Raw genomic sequence first — 16,594 nt, forward strand, 5'->3', positions numbered from 1 at the left:
TATGCGTGCCCAGAGAGTTTTTTGGAATGCTGACGGAACACCTAATTTCGGAGTGCCTGCTCAAGATGGGGTAACCGTTATTTCCACTGCAGAGCCAACGATTACTCCAACAATTATCCCCACCAATACACCAACGCAAACTCCATCAATAACTAAATCTTTGAATGCGGAGGACATTAATGGAGATAAAGTGGTGAATATGGCTGATGTAATTATTATTGCCGGTTTCTTTAATCAACTTTCTTCACAAAGTAATATCAAGTGTGATTTAAATAGTGATGGTGTAATTAACATGAGCGATATTATAATTCTTGCTAAGAAATTCAATAAGATATTCTAAAATATGAATAAAATTTTAATGATAAAAGCAGTAAAATGCCGTAATACGAATATCCGTGTTACGGCATTTTACTGCATTTATATAAACTTTATACATAAACAAAATAAATCAAATTATTCAATTTATTTCACTCGAATTTTAGAGTACAATTATAGTAAGGCAAATTATGATTATAGATATTTAAATATATAAAATGCTTATTTTTAGGGGGTAAAAAAATGAAAAGGAAAATTGTACTTATCTTACTGGCTGTTTTTATGGTTGGAATAATTCCACAACCAGTTATGGCAGCAGAATCCGATTTTAACTATGTTGATGCGTTTGCAAAATCAATTCTTTTCTACGAGGCAAACTGGTGCGGGCCAGATGCCGGAAACAACAGGATAAAGTGGAGGGGACCTTGTCATTGCGATGACGGAAAAGATATAGGACTTGACTTGACAGGAGGATTCCATGACTGCGGGGACCATGTAAAATTCGGGCTTCCCCAGTGTGCATCTGCTTCCACACTTGCCTGGGCATATTATGAATTTGAAGATGTTTTCAAAGCCAAGGGACAGGATGGATATATGCTCAATATCTTAAAGCATTTTTGCGATTACTTCATTAAATGCTTTCCGGATAAAAAAACATTCTACTACCAGTGCGGAGACGGGGATGTAGATCATCAATACTGGGGACCTCCGGAACTACAGACATATGATAGGCCTACATATTATGCAGCAACGCCTGAAAATCCCGGTTCGGATGTTGCCGGTGATGCTGCAGCGGCATTGGCACTTATGTACATAAATTATAAAGACAGGGATTTGGAATACGCTGAAAAATGTTTGGCTTATGCAAAGGATCTTTATACCTTTGGTATGACATATAGGGGAAACAGTAAAGCACAAAGCTATTATCTTCCCAGAACATATCTTGATGAACTTATGTGGGGATCAATCTGGCTCTATGTTGCTACAAATGATAATACATATATGGAAAATGTTGACAAGCTTATGGTTGAAAAGGGAATTACCGGTGGAAACTCCTTTAATGACAATTGGACCCAATGCTGGGACTATGTTTTAACAGGAGTATTTACAAAGCTTGCTACACTTTCGACCAATCCTTTGTACAAAGAGATTGCCGAAGACCATTTGGATTACTGGCAGAATAGATTAAAATCTTCTCCCGGAGGAATAAAATTCTTAGATAGCTGGGGCGTTTGCAAGTATCCGGCGGCAGAGAGTATGGTTCAGCTTGTTTACTATAAATACACTGGTGACAAGAGTTGCCTGGACTTTGCAAAGAGCCAGATTGACTATATTCTTGGAGATAATCCAAATAATATGTCCTATGTTGTTGGTTTCGGGGACAATTACCCCAAAGAACCACACCACAGAGCTGCAAGTGGAGCACTCGAAGGCCCGCCTGCTGATGAAACGAAGAACTCGCCTTTCAGGCATATCCTCTATGGTGCTCTGGTTGGTGGAGCAGACATAAATGATGAATACCATGATGTAGTGGATGAATATGTATATAGCGAAACCGGGTTGGACTATAATGCAGGTTTTGTTGGTGCAATGGCAGGTATGTCCAAGTATTTTGGGCAGGATCAGGTACCTGGAGATACTCCGGGCATAGAAGGTGAACCGACTCAATATTATGCGGATGCTAAAATATACGAAGAAGACTCATGTGGTGTCACAGTTGATCTTAATATGTATAATATTATAACATCGCCTCCGCAATATGAACCAGGTTTATCCTGTAAGTATTTTGTTGATTTGTCGGAATATGCCGGTGTGGATATTGATATGAAAAAATTTGTTACAAAAGTGTACTATTCTCCTGCAGATGCCCAAATTTCTGAACTTAAACCATGGGACAAGGATAAGAACATCTATTATGTAGATATAACTTTCCCTAAACCGGTATATGCCAGAACTTATGTGCAGTTTGCCATTTACTATTATGAAAATAAACTGTGGGATTCTTCAAATGATTTTTCTCATGAAGGTATAGGAAGTGAATATAAAACATTGGAAAATATCCCGATTTACAAAGATGGTGTTCAGGTTTCAGGGAAGGATCCATCAGGAGGAAAACCTTCTGAAGAGCCATCACCAACACCGAAGCCATCATCTACTACAGGATATAAGGTTTCAGGCTATATTTTGCCGGATTTCTTAAAGAACACTGAAGCTGCATCTTCTGTAAAATCCGGGTTTAAGGTTGAAATCTCAGGAACATCCCTTTCGTCTTCTACAAATGATGATGGATATTTTGAGATAGCAAATGTTCCCCAAAATACAGCAGGTTATACCCTAAAGATAAGCAAACCGTCATACCTTTATCGCGAAATTAAGGGTATCACTGTTAAAGATAATGTTCAAGTGAGTACAGTGAATGCACCTTTAAATATGTGGGCCGGGGACATGGTGATAAAAGGTGTACAGGATAATGCAATTAACATGTCGGATGTAATCGAAGTTGCAAAGTGCTTTAGCAGCAAGTTGGGTGATGCCAAATATATAAAAACTGACGATTTAAATGAAGATGGTGCCATAAACATGAGCGACGTCATTATCATAGCAAGGCATTTTGGAAAAACAGCGGGAGAATATCAGGAATAATCATCCGCCTTTGAAGATATAAAACTCACATATTACATTATAGTTCGGTATCTTCAATTTGATTTGGGGAGGTTTAAAAATGAATAAACATAAAGAAAGTAAAAGATGCTTTTTCAAATATGGGAGAGGGCTCTCAACCTTTTTGCTTATTATATTTATAACATATAATATATTTGTTTCGTGTACAGCTGTTGAACAAACTACACCTGTACCATCCACTAAACCGGGCAATTTCACACCGGCTCCTGGGTGGGAGAATTATAACCACTTCAATTTTGCTGAAGCTCTTCAAAAGTCAATATATTTTTATGACGCTGAAAAGTGTGGTGCTGCAGCTGGAAACGGACCAATTGAGTGGAGAGGTGCTTGTCATGAAGGGGATGAGAAAATTCCTCTTTCCAACACATCACTGTCTAAAGCTTTTATAGAAAAATATAAAAGTATACTTGACCCTGATGGGGACGAAACGGTTGATGTTCACGGCGGCTTTCATGATGCCGGTGACCATGTAAGGTTCGGCCTTCCTCAAAGCTATGCGGCAGGGACTCTTGGATGGGGTTTTCTGGAATTCCGAGAAGAGTTCAAGAAATTAGACCAGGAAGAGCATATGCTAGAGATTTTAAAGTACTTTTCTGATACGTTTTTACGCTGCTCTTTCTTGGATAAAGATGGGAAACTCATTGCGTTTTGCTATATGGTAGGCGAGGGAGACTTGGATCATTCTTACTGGGGACCACCGGAACTATATCCTGCAAATATCCCAAGGCCTGCGGATTTTGCCACTGCCGAAACTCCTGGAAGTGATGTGTGTGCCAGTACTTCTGCGGCACTTTGTACAGCATACCTAATTTTTAAGGACTCCGACCCGGAATACGCTTCGAGGTGTCTTACTGTTGCTAAAGCTATGTATGATTTCGCAGTAAAATATAGAGGGAAACATAATGGTGACGGGTACTATACATCGGCTTATGATGAAGATGAACTTGCATGGGCGGCAGTATGGCTTTATGAATGCACAGGGGATATGAATTATGTAAGAGATATAGACTCAATTGACGATAAAGGCTACTATACCGGATATATAAAAAGGATAATTCCTGAGAATTTTAACACAAATACATGGTTTAATTCATGGACCCACTGCTGGGATGTAGTTTGGGCAGGAGTGTTTTTAAAGCTGAACGCTTTATTACCGGACGATGAGAGATGGGATTTCTTCGCTCGCTGGAATATAGAATATCATTCGGCAGGTCTTGCGAAACATGTTGACCCAAACGATCACAATTATGATACAACATCCCCTGCAGGATACATAATGATTAATGGCTGGGGCTCTGCCCGTTACAATACTGCAGCTCAATTATGCGCACTTGTTTATGAGAAATATCACCCGGAAAGGACGGATTTCGGGGATTGGGCCAAGGGCCAGATGGAATATATTATGGGAAGAAACCCTATGGGGTACTCGTATATTGTTGGCTACGGTTATGAGAAAGGTTTGCCTTTTGCAAGACATGTTCACCATAGAGCAGCTCACGGATCAAAAACATTAAGCATGCTCGATCCGCCGGAACACAAGCATATTTTATGGGGAGCTCTTGCCGGAGGGCCTGATAAACAGGATTACCATCAGGACGTAACAACTGATTTCGTATACAATGAAGTTGCCGTTGATTATAATGCCGCTTTTGTTGGAGCCTGTGCAGGACTTTATAAATATTACGGAGAAGGGCAGGAGCCAATACCCAATTTTCCTCCCAAGGAGCCAAAACAAGATGATTATTACTGCGAGTCACGTATAGAAAGAGAAAATACTGAAAGCACCCAGATTGTATTGAAATTGCACAATGAATCCAGCCAGCCTCCTCATTATGAAACAGGTATGATGGTAAGGTATTTCTTTAATATCAGTGAACTTTTAGAAAGCGGTCAAAGTATAGAGGACATAGTATTTGCTGTTGAATATGACGAACAGATTTCACTGCAGGATGACCCCATTGAATTTAGAGGGCCATTTAAATGGGATGATAGCGGAACATATTATTATGAATTTGACTGGAGCGGCAGAAAAATATACGGAGACAGGGAACTTCAAATTTCTATGAGGGCAAAACAGGATTCCAATTATACTACCCACTGGGATCCATCCAACGACTATAGCAGAAAAGATGTTACAAGCTCCTATGCTGTTAACAAAAATGTACCTGTGTATCTAAATGGCGTTAAGGTATATGGAGAAGAGCCTCCAAAGAATGCTTCCAAACCTACTCCAACAGTTGATCCAAGGGTGACACCGGACAATAACGCTTCCCTTAAAGTATTATACAAGGGAACAATAGATGGTTCTCTTAAAAATACAATAAGGGCCGCAATAAATATAAAGAATACAGGAACTGCCCCGGTAGATTTATCCGATGTGAAGGTTCGCTATTGGTTTACAAGTGATGGCGGGCAGAATTCATTTACCTGTGAATATGCACTAATAGGGACGGAAAAGGTGACGGGGAATTTCTTCACTATTGATAATGCAGTTCCCGACGCCGACACCTATTGTGAAATCGGATTTACAAAGGATGCCGGAAAAATTGCACCGGGTGGAAGCAGCGGGGATATACCTTTTAGAATAGAAAGTACGTCAAGTTATGACCAGACAAATGACTATTCTTTTGATTCGAATATTACAAAAGAATTTGGCGATAACAAAAAAATTACTGCTTATGTAAATAGTACACATAAATATGGTGTTGAACCTGTAACAACAATAAAGCCCACTCCTTCAGGATACAAGATATCGGGATATATTCAGCCCAACTTCACAATTTTGCCATCAAATGCTGAAAAGTTAAAGGAAGGCTTTAAGGTAGAACTGCTTGGTGACAGTAAATATGCAACTACCGATAAAAACGGCTATTTCGAGATAAACGGCGTTCCATCAGGTAAAAGCTATACTTTAAGAATCACTAAAGCTAGCTATTTGCAAAGGGAAATAAAGAATATTGTTGTAAATGATAATATTGTCATTGGAACTGCAAGTTCTCCAATAGCTATGTGGGCAGGCGATACGGCCAGGAAGGGAGTTCAGGATAATGCCATAAATATGGCGGACATAATAGAATTTGCAGCATGCTTTAATTTAACAAGAGATAATGCCAATTATAAGGCAGACATAGACATAAATAAAGATGGTGCAATAAACATGAGCGACATAATTATAGTTGCAAAGTGCTTTAATAAAGTATCAGCTGATTATCCAGCTGTTTAACAATTCAACTGTATTTGCTTATGTAAAATCTTTTTCGCAACATATCTCGCTTAATAGCTTATTAAATTTATTAATAATATTATTTTTTCTATGGAGGTTTAAAATGATTGCAATGAATGAAAGGAAAAGAAGCTTTTTTAAAAGTCGAGGCTGGATGTCAATCCTGTTGACGGTAGTATTTATTACAGGACAGATCTTTACATCCTCCACTGTATTTGCAGAGGCACCACCAGCTACTTTTACACCAGCTCCCGGTTGGGAGAATTATAATCACTTCAACTTTGCCGAAGCTCTGCAAAAGTCACTATATTTTTATGATGCAGAAAAGTGTGGTGTAGCTGCCGGCATTGACAAAGGCGGAAGGCTTGAGTGGAGAGGTTCCTGCCACGAGGTGGATGAAAAAATACCTCTTGAAAATACATCCCTTTCCGATGAATTTTTAGATAAGTACAAAAGCATTATTGATCCTGATGGAGACGGCACAGTTGATGTACATGGCGGTTTCCATGATGCAGGTGACCATGTAAGGTTTGGACTTCCCCAGAGTTATGCGGCAGGTACATTGGGATGGGGTTTTAATGAATTTAGGGAATCCTTTAAGGCAATTGGGGAAGAAGAGCATATGGTAGAGTTATTGAGGTATTTTACCGATACGTTTCTACGCTGTTCTTTTCTTGATAAGGATGGAAATCTTATTGCTTTTTGCTACATGGTAGGAGAAGGGGATGAGGACCATTGCTACTGGGGGCCACCGGAGCTATATCCTGAAAATTTTACCAAATCCAGGCCAGCGGATTTTGCAACTTATGATTCTCCCGGTAGCGATGTTTGTGCCAGCACTGCTGCGGCACTTTGTACCTCATATATGAACTTCAAGGATGAAGACCCGGCATATGCAAAAAAATGCCTTGATGTTGCCAAGGCAATGTATGATTTTGCAGTTAAATACAGGGGTAAACATAAAGGTGACGGATATTACACCTCTGATTATGATGAGGATGAACTGGCATGGGCTGCTGTATGGCTCTATGAGTGCACTGGAAATATGGATTATATTGATGATATAAACTCGGTAGACGAAACAGGAAACTATACCGGTTATATGAAAAGGATAATTCCCGATACCTTCAAACAGAATGTCTGGTACAATTCATGGGTACACTGTTGGGATGCAGTTTGGGGAGGAGCATTTTTGAAGCTCAACCAGCTGTTCCCTGAAAATCAATTGTATGACTTTATTGCAAGCTGGAACGTGGAACATTTGTCCGGCGGAGTAGCAAAACATAAAGACCCAAAGGACACCAATTATTACAAAACATCACCTGCCGGATATACAATGATTAACGGGTGGGGATCTGCACGGTACAATGCAGCTGCTCAGTTATCCGCACTTGTTTATATGAAGAACCATCCAGAAAGGACGGATTTCGGTCAGTGGGCAAAAGGTGCTATGGAATACATTATGGGAAGAAACCCAATGGGCTACTCCTATATAGTTGGTTATGGCTATGAGAAAGGGTTGCCTTTTGCAAAGCACCCTCACCATAGAGCAGCTCATGGATCAAAAACTAACAGTATGAATGACCCGGAAGAACACAGACACATCTTATGGGGTGCACTTGCGGGCGGACCTGATTTAAATGATTATCATATAGATTCAACCACAGAATATGCCTACAATGAAGTTGCTGTTGACTATAATGCTGCTTTTGTAGGTGCTTTGGCAGGATTGTATAAATTCTACGGTGAGGGGCATAAGCCTATTCCAGATTTCCCTCCTAAGGAACCAAGGACTGACGATTACTATTGTGAGGCAAAGGTGGCAAGGGAAACAGAAGACAGTACACAAGTTGTTTTAAAGATTCACAATGAATCCAGCCAGCCTCCCCATTATGAGACAGGAATGATGGCTAAATATTTCTTCAATATAAGCGAACTTATTGAAAACGGACAGTCAATAGATGATGTTATTTTTTCTGTAGAATATGACGAACAGATTTCCATGCAGCAGGACCCGATTGAATTAAGAGGACCTTTCAAATGGGATGATGCAGGAACGTACTATTATGAATTTGATTGGAGCGGAAATAAGATATATGGAGACAGGGAGCTCCAAATTTCCTTCAGAGTAAAACAGGACAAGAATTATATGACTCATTGGGATTCTTCAAATGACTATAGCAAAAAGAACCTTACAACTGAATATGTGATATACAAAAATGTGCCTGTATATTTAAATGGTGTAAAGGTATACGGAGAAGAACCGCCAAAGATGAATCCTACACCTACTCCTACAAATAATCCTAATGTGACTCCGGCAAATAATGCCTTAATCAAGGTATCTTACAAATGTGGAAAAGATGATTTGACCAAAAACACAATAAGGGCTACGATAAACATCAAAAATACCGGTACTGTCCCAGTGGATTTATCGGATGTGAAGGTTCGCTACTGGTTCACAAATGACACAAGCCAGGAAAATTCCTTTACATGTGAATATGCAGTTTGCGGAACAGATAAGGTTACAGGAAATATTATAAAAATAGATGATCCGGTTGCTGATGCGGATACATACTGCGAAATAGGATTCACCAAGGATGCAGGTAAACTTGCACCAAACGGAAGTACTGGAGATATTCCATTTAGAATTGAAAGTGCTACATCGGAATATGACCAGACAAATGACTATTCCATCAATTCAAATATGACAGTGTTTGGGGACAATAGTAAAATAACTGCTTATGTAAAGGATGTACTTAAATTCGGGATTGAACCTGTTATAGTTAAACCGACCACACCTGCAGGTTACAAGATTTCAGGATATGTTGCACCTAGCTTTTCGTTTACTCAGGCAAATAGCGGGAAGTTATTGGAAGGCTTTAAGGTAGAACTATCCGACGGTAAATTTACAACTACAGACAAAAACGGCTACTTTGAATTAAACGGTGGTTCTGCTGGTAAAAGCTATACTTTAAGAATTTCTAATGAAAGCTATTTATTAAGGGAAATAAAAAATATTAATGTAAACAATGATGTTGAAATTGGTTCGGCAAGTTCACCAGTAGCTATGTGGGCCGGTGATGTAGCAAGGAACGGCGTTCAGGATAATTCCATAAACATGGCGGATATAATTGAATTTGCAGCATATTTCAACACTACTGCCGGCAATGCTAAATATAAGGATAGTATAGACATAAATAAAGACGGTTCAATTAACATGAGTGACATTATTATAGTCGCAAAGAATTTTGGAAAAATATCATCAGACTATCAGGCTATTTATTAATGCTAAGCAAATAACTTCCCCATATTTAATTCTAAGCATGTGTTAATATTGTTCATCAACATATGCTTAGAAGGGGAGGTATTTTTTTAATGTTTAGAAATTATGGAAATGGGGGGAGTTATGAAAAAAACAAGTATATTCATGTTGATTGTTTGCATTATGATATGCAGTATTCCCAGGTTCGCGATATCAGCAGCAGAGGCAGATTCCGATACAAATTTCAATTATGTTGATGCATTTGCAAAATCCATTCTGTTTTACGAGGCAAGTTGGTGCGGACCGGATGCAGGAAACAACAGGATCAAGTGGCGCGGACCTTGTCATATTGAGGATGGTAAGGATGTGGGGCTTGACTTAACAGGGGGGTTCCATGACTGCGGTGACCATGTGAAATTCGGCTTGCCCCAATGTTATTCAGCTTCGGCTCTCGCATGGGATTATTATGAGTTTAAGGATGTTTTTGTTGATAAGGGACAGGACAAGTATATGTTAAATATACTAAAGCATTTCACTGATTATTTCCTTAGGTGTTTTCCAAACAAAACTACCTTCTATTACCAGATTGGTGAAGGGAATACAGACCATGCCTATTGGGGCCCTCCAGAGCTTCAGACATATGACAGGCCAACTTATTTTGTTGCTACGCCTGAGCATCCAGGGTCGGATGTAGCCGGTGATGCAGCGGCTGCTCTAGCTCTTATGTACTTAAATTACAAGGATATTGATCTAAAATATGCCGAGAAATGCCTCACGGCAGCAAAGGATTTATATGATTTCGGAATAACCTATAGGGGAAACAGTGAAGCACAAGGTTTTTATGTGCCTTCAGGGTATTACGATGAACTCATGTGGGGTGCCACATGGCTCTATATTATTACCAATGATAAGAAGTATATGGATGATATCTATAAGCTTATGGATGAAAAAGGCATGGGCGGAGATAATGAGTATCAGGACCACTGGACCAACTGCTGGGATTACGTATTTTCCAGTACATTCTTAAAGCTTTCTCAAATTTCAGACGATCCGAAATTTAAAAGAATAGCTCTAGAGCATATGGATTATTGGATGAACACAGTAAAGACTACTCCTGGTGGTCTTAAATGGCTAACCGGCTGGGGGGTATGTAAATATCCTGCAGCTGAAAGTATGATTATGCTTGTACATTATAAGAATACGGGGGAGAAAAAATACCTGGATTTTGCCAAGGAACAAATTGACTATATTCTGGGTGATAACCCAAATAAAATGTCATATATGGTAGGTTTTGGAGATAACTATCCTAAATTCCCTCATCACAGAGCGGCAAGCGGAATGCTTGAAGGATGGCCTGGGGATGAGACAAAGCAAGCACCTGAAAGGCATATTCTATATGGTGCTCTTGTAGGTGGTGCTGATGAAAACGACGAGTATATTGACAATGTGGAAAAGTATGTATATACCGAGACCGGGTTGGACTATAACGCAGGCCTTGTGGGGGCTCTTGCAGGATTAAGCAAATATTTCGGCCAAGGGCAGGTACCGGAAGAAACCCCAGGTCTTGAGGGTGAACCGCCTCAATATTATGCTGAAGCTAGAGTAACAAAGGAAGACAATCAGGTTTCTGAAGTTGAAATTTGGGTTCATAATATTATAACTGCACCTCCACAATATGAAACGGGTTTATCCGTCAGGTATTTTGTTGATTTGTCGGAGTTTGGTTCAGGAGATTTAAATCTATCCCAATTTATGTCAAATGCATATTGGTCTCCTAATGGGGCTAAAATGTCACCTCTTACACCATGGGACAAATCAAAAAACATTTATTATGTTGAAATAAGCTTCCCTGATCAGAGGCTATATGGAAAATCCTATTCTCAATTTTTCATAGCCAACTATAACGGTACATCATGGAATGGACTAAATGACTACTCAAGACAAGGATTGAATGAGAAAACATTTACTGTCACTGAAAATATACCCATATATAAAAATGGAGTGCAAGTATACGGAAAAGATCCTTCAGGTGGTACTCCTTCAATACCGCCTACTTCAACTGTTTCTCCCACAGAAGCAAAAGGGCATAAGATTTCCGGATATATCAGCCCTGATATGACTATAGGGGCAGATAATGCGGACAAATTGAGAAGCGGCTTTAAGATTGAGGTTACAGGTACGGGATTATCCGCTTTTACTGACAAGACAGGTTATTTTGAGATAGCTGATGTTCCTCAAAATGCAGAGAGCTATGCATTAAAGGTGAGTAAGGCAAATTATCTTTACAGGGATATTAACAATATTTCAGTAACTAAAGACATTGAGCTCAGCACCCAAACAGCACCTATTGTTATGTGGGCCGGAGACATAGTAATTAATGATAAACAGGATAATGCAATAAATATGTCGGATATAATTGAGCTGGCAAAGCATTTTAACAGTATTTCAGGGGATGGGAAATATAACCAAAATACTGACTTAAACCTTGACGGTACAATAAACATGAGCGATGTTATAATAATTGCAAGACATTTTAACAATGTACCCGGAGATTATAACAAGTAAAATGAGGTTTGCTTGAAATCTTACCTTCTGGGGTATAGCAGATGATAATACCTTAAGCCTAAGAAAGCATTCTATGCCGTTACTGATTTTAAAAGTAAAAAGGAATGTAAGTTCAAATGGAATTTTCATTTGTCTAAAGTAAAACAGATATATAAATAAGGAATCTGCCGGTAAAAGAATAATTAACTGGCAGGTTCCTTACTTATAAATCATGTATTTATATAAATAACAGTGTTAATTGTGTAGAGAAAAGCTTCCACAGGAATGTCACAACCGTTTCTAAACCACGTTTTTATTGATCCGACAATTCCAGATGTATAAAACTCAACCACATATTTGTTACTAAAATCCATATTCATTTCTGAATACTTTTTTAGCAAGCCTTTAAGACTATTCTGCAGTTTTTCCTCAAAACCCGTATCTCCATTTTCACCAAATAACTTTGAAAAAAATTCATGATATTCATTGCTCAATGATACCATATGCTCAGTGAAAGCATCAGTGCTTATACTTCCTGCATCACCGATGGATATTTGTATTTTTTGTTCAATCTCTGATAGTATTTTTATTTCAATGCAATGGAGTATATCATATATGTCTTCAAAATATTCATAAAATGTTATCCGACTGTATCCTGCCTTATCAGTTATTTTCTTTATGGTGATTTTATCTAAATCCTGGTATTTATACAATTGCCAAAATGCATCCATCAGTGCGTTTTTAGTAAATTCCCTTGTTATGGACATTTTCTTCATAGTGTACCTCGAAAAACATACATTTGCTAGTTTGTTGTAAGTTGAAAATTAATAGTTTTGTAGTTATTGTATTTATATAACATAATGTGAGGGATTTGTAAAATGAAAAATGAAAAAAAGAAGAATTATATTTTTATAATTATCGGTATGGCCCTTGTAATAGGGGCATTTTCCCTAATGTTTATAACAAGCAATTATAAAAGCAATAGATCAGGTGACGAGGCATCAAATAACTCAAACCACTTATCTGTTAACAGTATCAAATACCCCAAAACACTGTTTGATGATTCAAAAGTGCATACTATCGATATTAAGGTTGATAATAAGGAATGGGGAAATATGGTTAATAATGCTGAGAGAGAAGAATATATTGCCTGCTCACTGGTTATAGACGGGGTAAAGGTTGATAATGTAGGGATACGGCCTAAAGGTAACTCCTCTTTAAAGCAGATAAGTGTTATGAAATCAGAGAACTTTAGTTTTAAGGTGGAGTTTGACCACTACTTAAATCAGACATTTGACGGGTTGGACAAATTGATACTTAATAACTGTACCCAGGACACAACCTATATGAAGGATTATCTGGCACAGCATATGATGAATTATATGGGTGTTGCGGCTCCATTATCAAGCTTTGTTAATATTACATTAAACGGGAAGGCTTTTGGATTTTATCTGGCAGTTGAAGCAGTCGAGGAATCCTTCTGTTTAAGAAATTACGGAAATATTGATGGTAAGCTATATAAACCTGATTCACTTGCAATTTCCAATTTTGATTTTGCTGGGATTGGGAGTTATAAAATGAAAAATGGCAAACCTGCTATGGATTATTTTATGGATATTATGTCGGGAGAAGCGTATAAGGATGTTGACAAGAACACTAGGGTAGATGCACTTGGTGATCTTGTGAGTGTTCTTCTTGAAGCCAGCAAAATAAGTACTGATGTTTCAGGATTGGTTTACATTGATGATAATCCTGAAAGCTACAAGACAATATTTGATACAGAAGTATGTGATGCAAAAAAGGATGACAAAAAGAGGCTAATCAACTCAATTAAAAAACTAAATAACGGAGAAGATTTAGCCAATACTCTCGATATTGAATCGGTGATAAAATATTTTGTTGTACATAATTTTGTAGATAATTACGATGGCTATACAAGCATTTTCTCACACAATTATTATCTTTATGAACAAAACGGTAAATTATCAATGGTACCGTGGATTACAATCTGGCATTTGGCTGCTTTACAATGGATGCAGGCAGTTCGTCTTCTCAGAAATTCAGTGATTATTTAGTAACAAAAAAATCAGCTTATGGTATGAGTTATGAAAAAAGCATGGTAAATTATCCAATTGATACACCTGCATTTACAGTTGATATTAAGGAGAGGCCCATGATTCATCAAATATTGAGTAATGAAAAATATTGTGATTTATATCATAGGTATTTTGATGAATTTATATCAAGATACTTTGAGGGTGGGTATTTTGACACTTTTTACTCATCAACTGTTAAAATGATATCACCATATGTAATAAAAGATGCAAAAAGTTTTTATTCATTTAGGCAATTTGAGGAAGGTACAAGGGAACTTAATAAATTCTGCAGCCTAAGGGCTAAAAGTGTACGTGGACAGTTAAATAAGACCATTCCTTCTACGTTGGAGGGACAGAAGAAAAATCCTGAAACCCTTATAGATACAAAAGATTTAGATATAATGAAGACATTGGATTTTTCCACTATGATTTCAGTAATGGGTATTTCCGTTGAAGATATTAATGGTATTTTGAAAACAGCTGTAGAATATATTCCCAATAAATATTTGACAGATGGTAAAATAGATATTTCCAAATTTACAATAGATGAAATCAATGCATTGAAGAAAAATCTCGGCTTTATAATACCTGTTATGTTTCAGGTTATAAAGGATAACAGCGTGATAAGGAATAAGCTGATTAAAGCTTTCCTGCCCAAAATTTTATTGATATTGATGTTGCTGGCAGTAATAATATTTGCAATAAAGCAATTTAGAAGGTATTTACGTGCAAATGGTATGAAGAACAAAATCACGAAGTGATTTTGTAACTTTGATTGTTGGTGTGATAAATTTAAGAGGTACAGTATGATGCTGTACCCCTTTGAAAGTTAATAATATATATATCTGTTGTTTTTAATTTCATCATAGATTTTTCCAATAGCCGGATCTGTTGTTAATGGTGCAAGTACTTCCAAATAATCGGTATTGCATACTATTCCAGGAACGGGATCCCAGGTGCGATCCTGGGCAATTTGTTCATCTGTCAGATTGTAATAACCATAAAAATATGTATTACCATCACCATCATCCCAGGTACAGTCAAGGTGATACCATTTTCCATCTATTTTAACCAAATTCCATATATGGTCAATGGAGTTGATTAATCTGCATTCTATTCCGACTTTATTTAGCATTTTGTAGGTAAGCAAAGCGTAACCATGACATACAGCCTTACCTTCAAACATCGCAGTATATGCACTGTAACTGTTATTTTCCACAACACTCTCGTCATAATTTACTTTTAACATTATATAATCATGTATTGCTTTTTCTTTTTCATGAACAGTCATATAAGGATATATAATTTCTGAAAGTACCGATTCGATTTTTTTATCAAGCTGATCTTCTTGTTCTTTTGTTGTAAGATAGTTTATCTCGAAACTTATCCATGCAGTTGTAGCATTGTAAGATACTTTGTAATGGGATGAAACCATTGAATTTTTTAAGTACTCGTCGTTATCAAGGACTTTATTTAAACTATTTTCCACTTTGTCAAGAATATTTGTTGTGTCATTTTTATAAGTAATGGTAAAGGTATTAACCCTGTTGTTTAACTGCCACTTGACAGCAGTTTCCATTTCTTCAATTGTGGTTACTACATTACTTGGTGTAGAAGTTGGTGTAGGAGTATTGGTAGGAGTATTGGTAGGAGTATTAGTAGGAGTATTAGTAGATGTGTTTGTAGGAGTAGGAGAACTATCAATAACTACTTTAGGGTAGTTTGACGGAGTCTCATTAAAATGTTTTGCAATGATTATTACATCAGCTATGTTGATGGATGCATCCATGTTGATATCGGCATCCGTGATATAGGTCCCATCTCCTTTTACACTATTAAACAATTTTGCAAGCAAAATGAAATCTGAAAGGTTGATGACATCATCCTGAACTCCATTATTCATTAAATCTCCAGCCCACATTTTCACTGGTTGGCTTTTACTTCCAACTTCCAAATCTCTTGTTACCATAACATTTGTAATGAGTCTTTTTAAATAGTTTGCTTTACTTACTTTGATGGTGTAACCCGATGGGTTTGAAGGAATGCCGCTTATTTCAAAATACCCGTTATTATTCGATTCTGTAGTCGTTGAAAATCCACTCAACTCTACTGTGAAGCCAGACTTTAAGGCAGGATTTGCCGAGTCGAAATCCGGTGTAACATATCCGGAAATTTTGTACGTAACACCTGTGTCTGCATTTGCCTGGGCATAATTTGAGATAAATACGCCGCAAAGTGCTACAAGACATATCAGCAGTAGAAATATTTTCCTGCCTTTACAAGCTGAAAACATATAAAATCACCCTTTCCAATATTTGATATGAAAATTTTATCAAAGTATCCTTATTTAATCAATTGATTATGTAAGGATAATCTGAACTTATTTGGCCAAAATGCTTTGAGATAAGACATTATTATATACGTACGATATAATATCCTTATAAAGTATAATGGGAGCACGCTTTATGCATG

Annotated in this window: 7 protein-coding genes and 1 pseudogene; 6 read left to right on the forward strand and 2 right to left on the reverse strand. The window is 37.6% G+C overall.

From position 1 onward, the window contains the following. Nucleotide 1: 1 nt before the first annotated feature. From Bccel_RS32785 to Bccel_RS02455, 5 genes are all read left to right on the forward strand, one after another. The gene (locus Bccel_RS32785) at nucleotides 2–340 is read left to right on the forward strand and encodes a dockerin type I domain-containing protein (RefSeq protein WP_476748367.1); all 339 of its coding nucleotides are present in this window, start codon (nucleotides 2–4) and stop codon (nucleotides 338–340) included. 218 nt (nucleotides 341–558) lie between these two features. Beyond that, complete coding sequence (locus Bccel_RS02440; protein WP_242853234.1) at nucleotides 559–2,958, forward strand: glycoside hydrolase family 9 protein; 2,400 nt, start codon at nucleotides 559–561, stop codon at nucleotides 2,956–2,958. Nucleotides 2,959–3,037: 79 nt separating this feature from the next. Then, nucleotides 3,038–6,220, forward strand: coding sequence for a glycoside hydrolase family 9 protein (locus tag Bccel_RS02445; protein ID WP_081927360.1), 3,183 nt, complete (start codon nucleotides 3,038–3,040; stop codon nucleotides 6,218–6,220). A gap of 154 nt (nucleotides 6,221–6,374) precedes the next feature. Then, on the forward strand, nucleotides 6,375–9,506 hold the full coding sequence (locus Bccel_RS02450) for a glycoside hydrolase family 9 protein (RefSeq protein ID WP_409372144.1): 3,132 nt from the start codon (nucleotides 6,375–6,377) through the stop codon (nucleotides 9,504–9,506). 120 nt (nucleotides 9,507–9,626) lie between these two features. Continuing rightward, complete coding sequence (locus Bccel_RS02455; RefSeq protein ID WP_081927368.1) at nucleotides 9,627–12,047, forward strand: glycoside hydrolase family 9 protein; 2,421 nt, start codon at nucleotides 9,627–9,629, stop codon at nucleotides 12,045–12,047. Between the two features lie 209 nt (nucleotides 12,048–12,256). Here Bccel_RS02455 and Bccel_RS02460 read toward each other — a convergent pair whose 3' ends face one another. Continuing rightward, entirely contained in the window at nucleotides 12,257–12,802 is a 546-nt protein-coding gene (locus Bccel_RS02460; RefSeq protein WP_036946571.1) for a TetR/AcrR family transcriptional regulator, read from the reverse strand. Nucleotides 12,803–13,261: 459 nt separating this feature from the next. Between Bccel_RS02460 and Bccel_RS32445 the strand changes: the two are divergent. Continuing rightward, a pseudogene (locus tag Bccel_RS32445) lies at nucleotides 13,262–14,883 on the forward strand (CotH kinase family protein). A gap of 68 nt (nucleotides 14,884–14,951) precedes the next feature. On the opposite strand, the gene Bccel_RS02470 reads toward Bccel_RS32445, so the two are convergent. Beyond that, the gene (locus Bccel_RS02470) at nucleotides 14,952–16,415 is read right to left on the reverse strand and encodes a transglutaminase domain-containing protein (protein WP_050753018.1); all 1,464 of its coding nucleotides are present in this window, start codon (nucleotides 16,413–16,415) and stop codon (nucleotides 14,952–14,954) included. Nucleotides 16,416–16,594: the final 179 nt, after the last annotated feature.

Source organism: Pseudobacteroides cellulosolvens ATCC 35603 = DSM 2933 (assembly GCF_001262605.1).
GTDB classification, from domain to species: Bacteria; Bacillota; Clostridia; order Acetivibrionales; family DSM-2933; genus Pseudobacteroides; species Pseudobacteroides cellulosolvens.

Excerpts from the sequence above, each read along its gene's own strand:
- Bccel_RS02440 (WP_242853234.1), top strand. The coding sequence starts at position 559 with ATGAAAAGGAAAATTGTACTTATCTTACTGGCTGTTTTTATGGTTGGA.
- Bccel_RS02450 (WP_409372144.1), top strand. The coding sequence starts at position 6,375 with ATGTCAATCCTGTTGACGGTAGTATTTATTACAGGACAGATCTTTACA.
- Bccel_RS02445 (WP_081927360.1), top strand. The coding sequence starts at position 3,038 with ATGAATAAACATAAAGAAAGTAAAAGATGCTTTTTCAAATATGGGAGA.
- Bccel_RS02460 (WP_036946571.1), bottom strand. The coding sequence starts at position 12,802 with ATGAAGAAAATGTCCATAACAAGGGAATTTACTAAAAACGCACTGATG.
- Bccel_RS02455 (WP_081927368.1), top strand. The coding sequence starts at position 9,627 with ATGAAAAAAACAAGTATATTCATGTTGATTGTTTGCATTATGATATGC.
- Bccel_RS32785 (WP_476748367.1), top strand. The coding sequence starts at position 2 with ATGCGTGCCCAGAGAGTTTTTTGGAATGCTGACGGAACACCTAATTTC.
- Bccel_RS02470 (WP_050753018.1), bottom strand. The coding sequence starts at position 16,415 with ATGTTTTCAGCTTGTAAAGGCAGGAAAATATTTCTACTGCTGATATGT.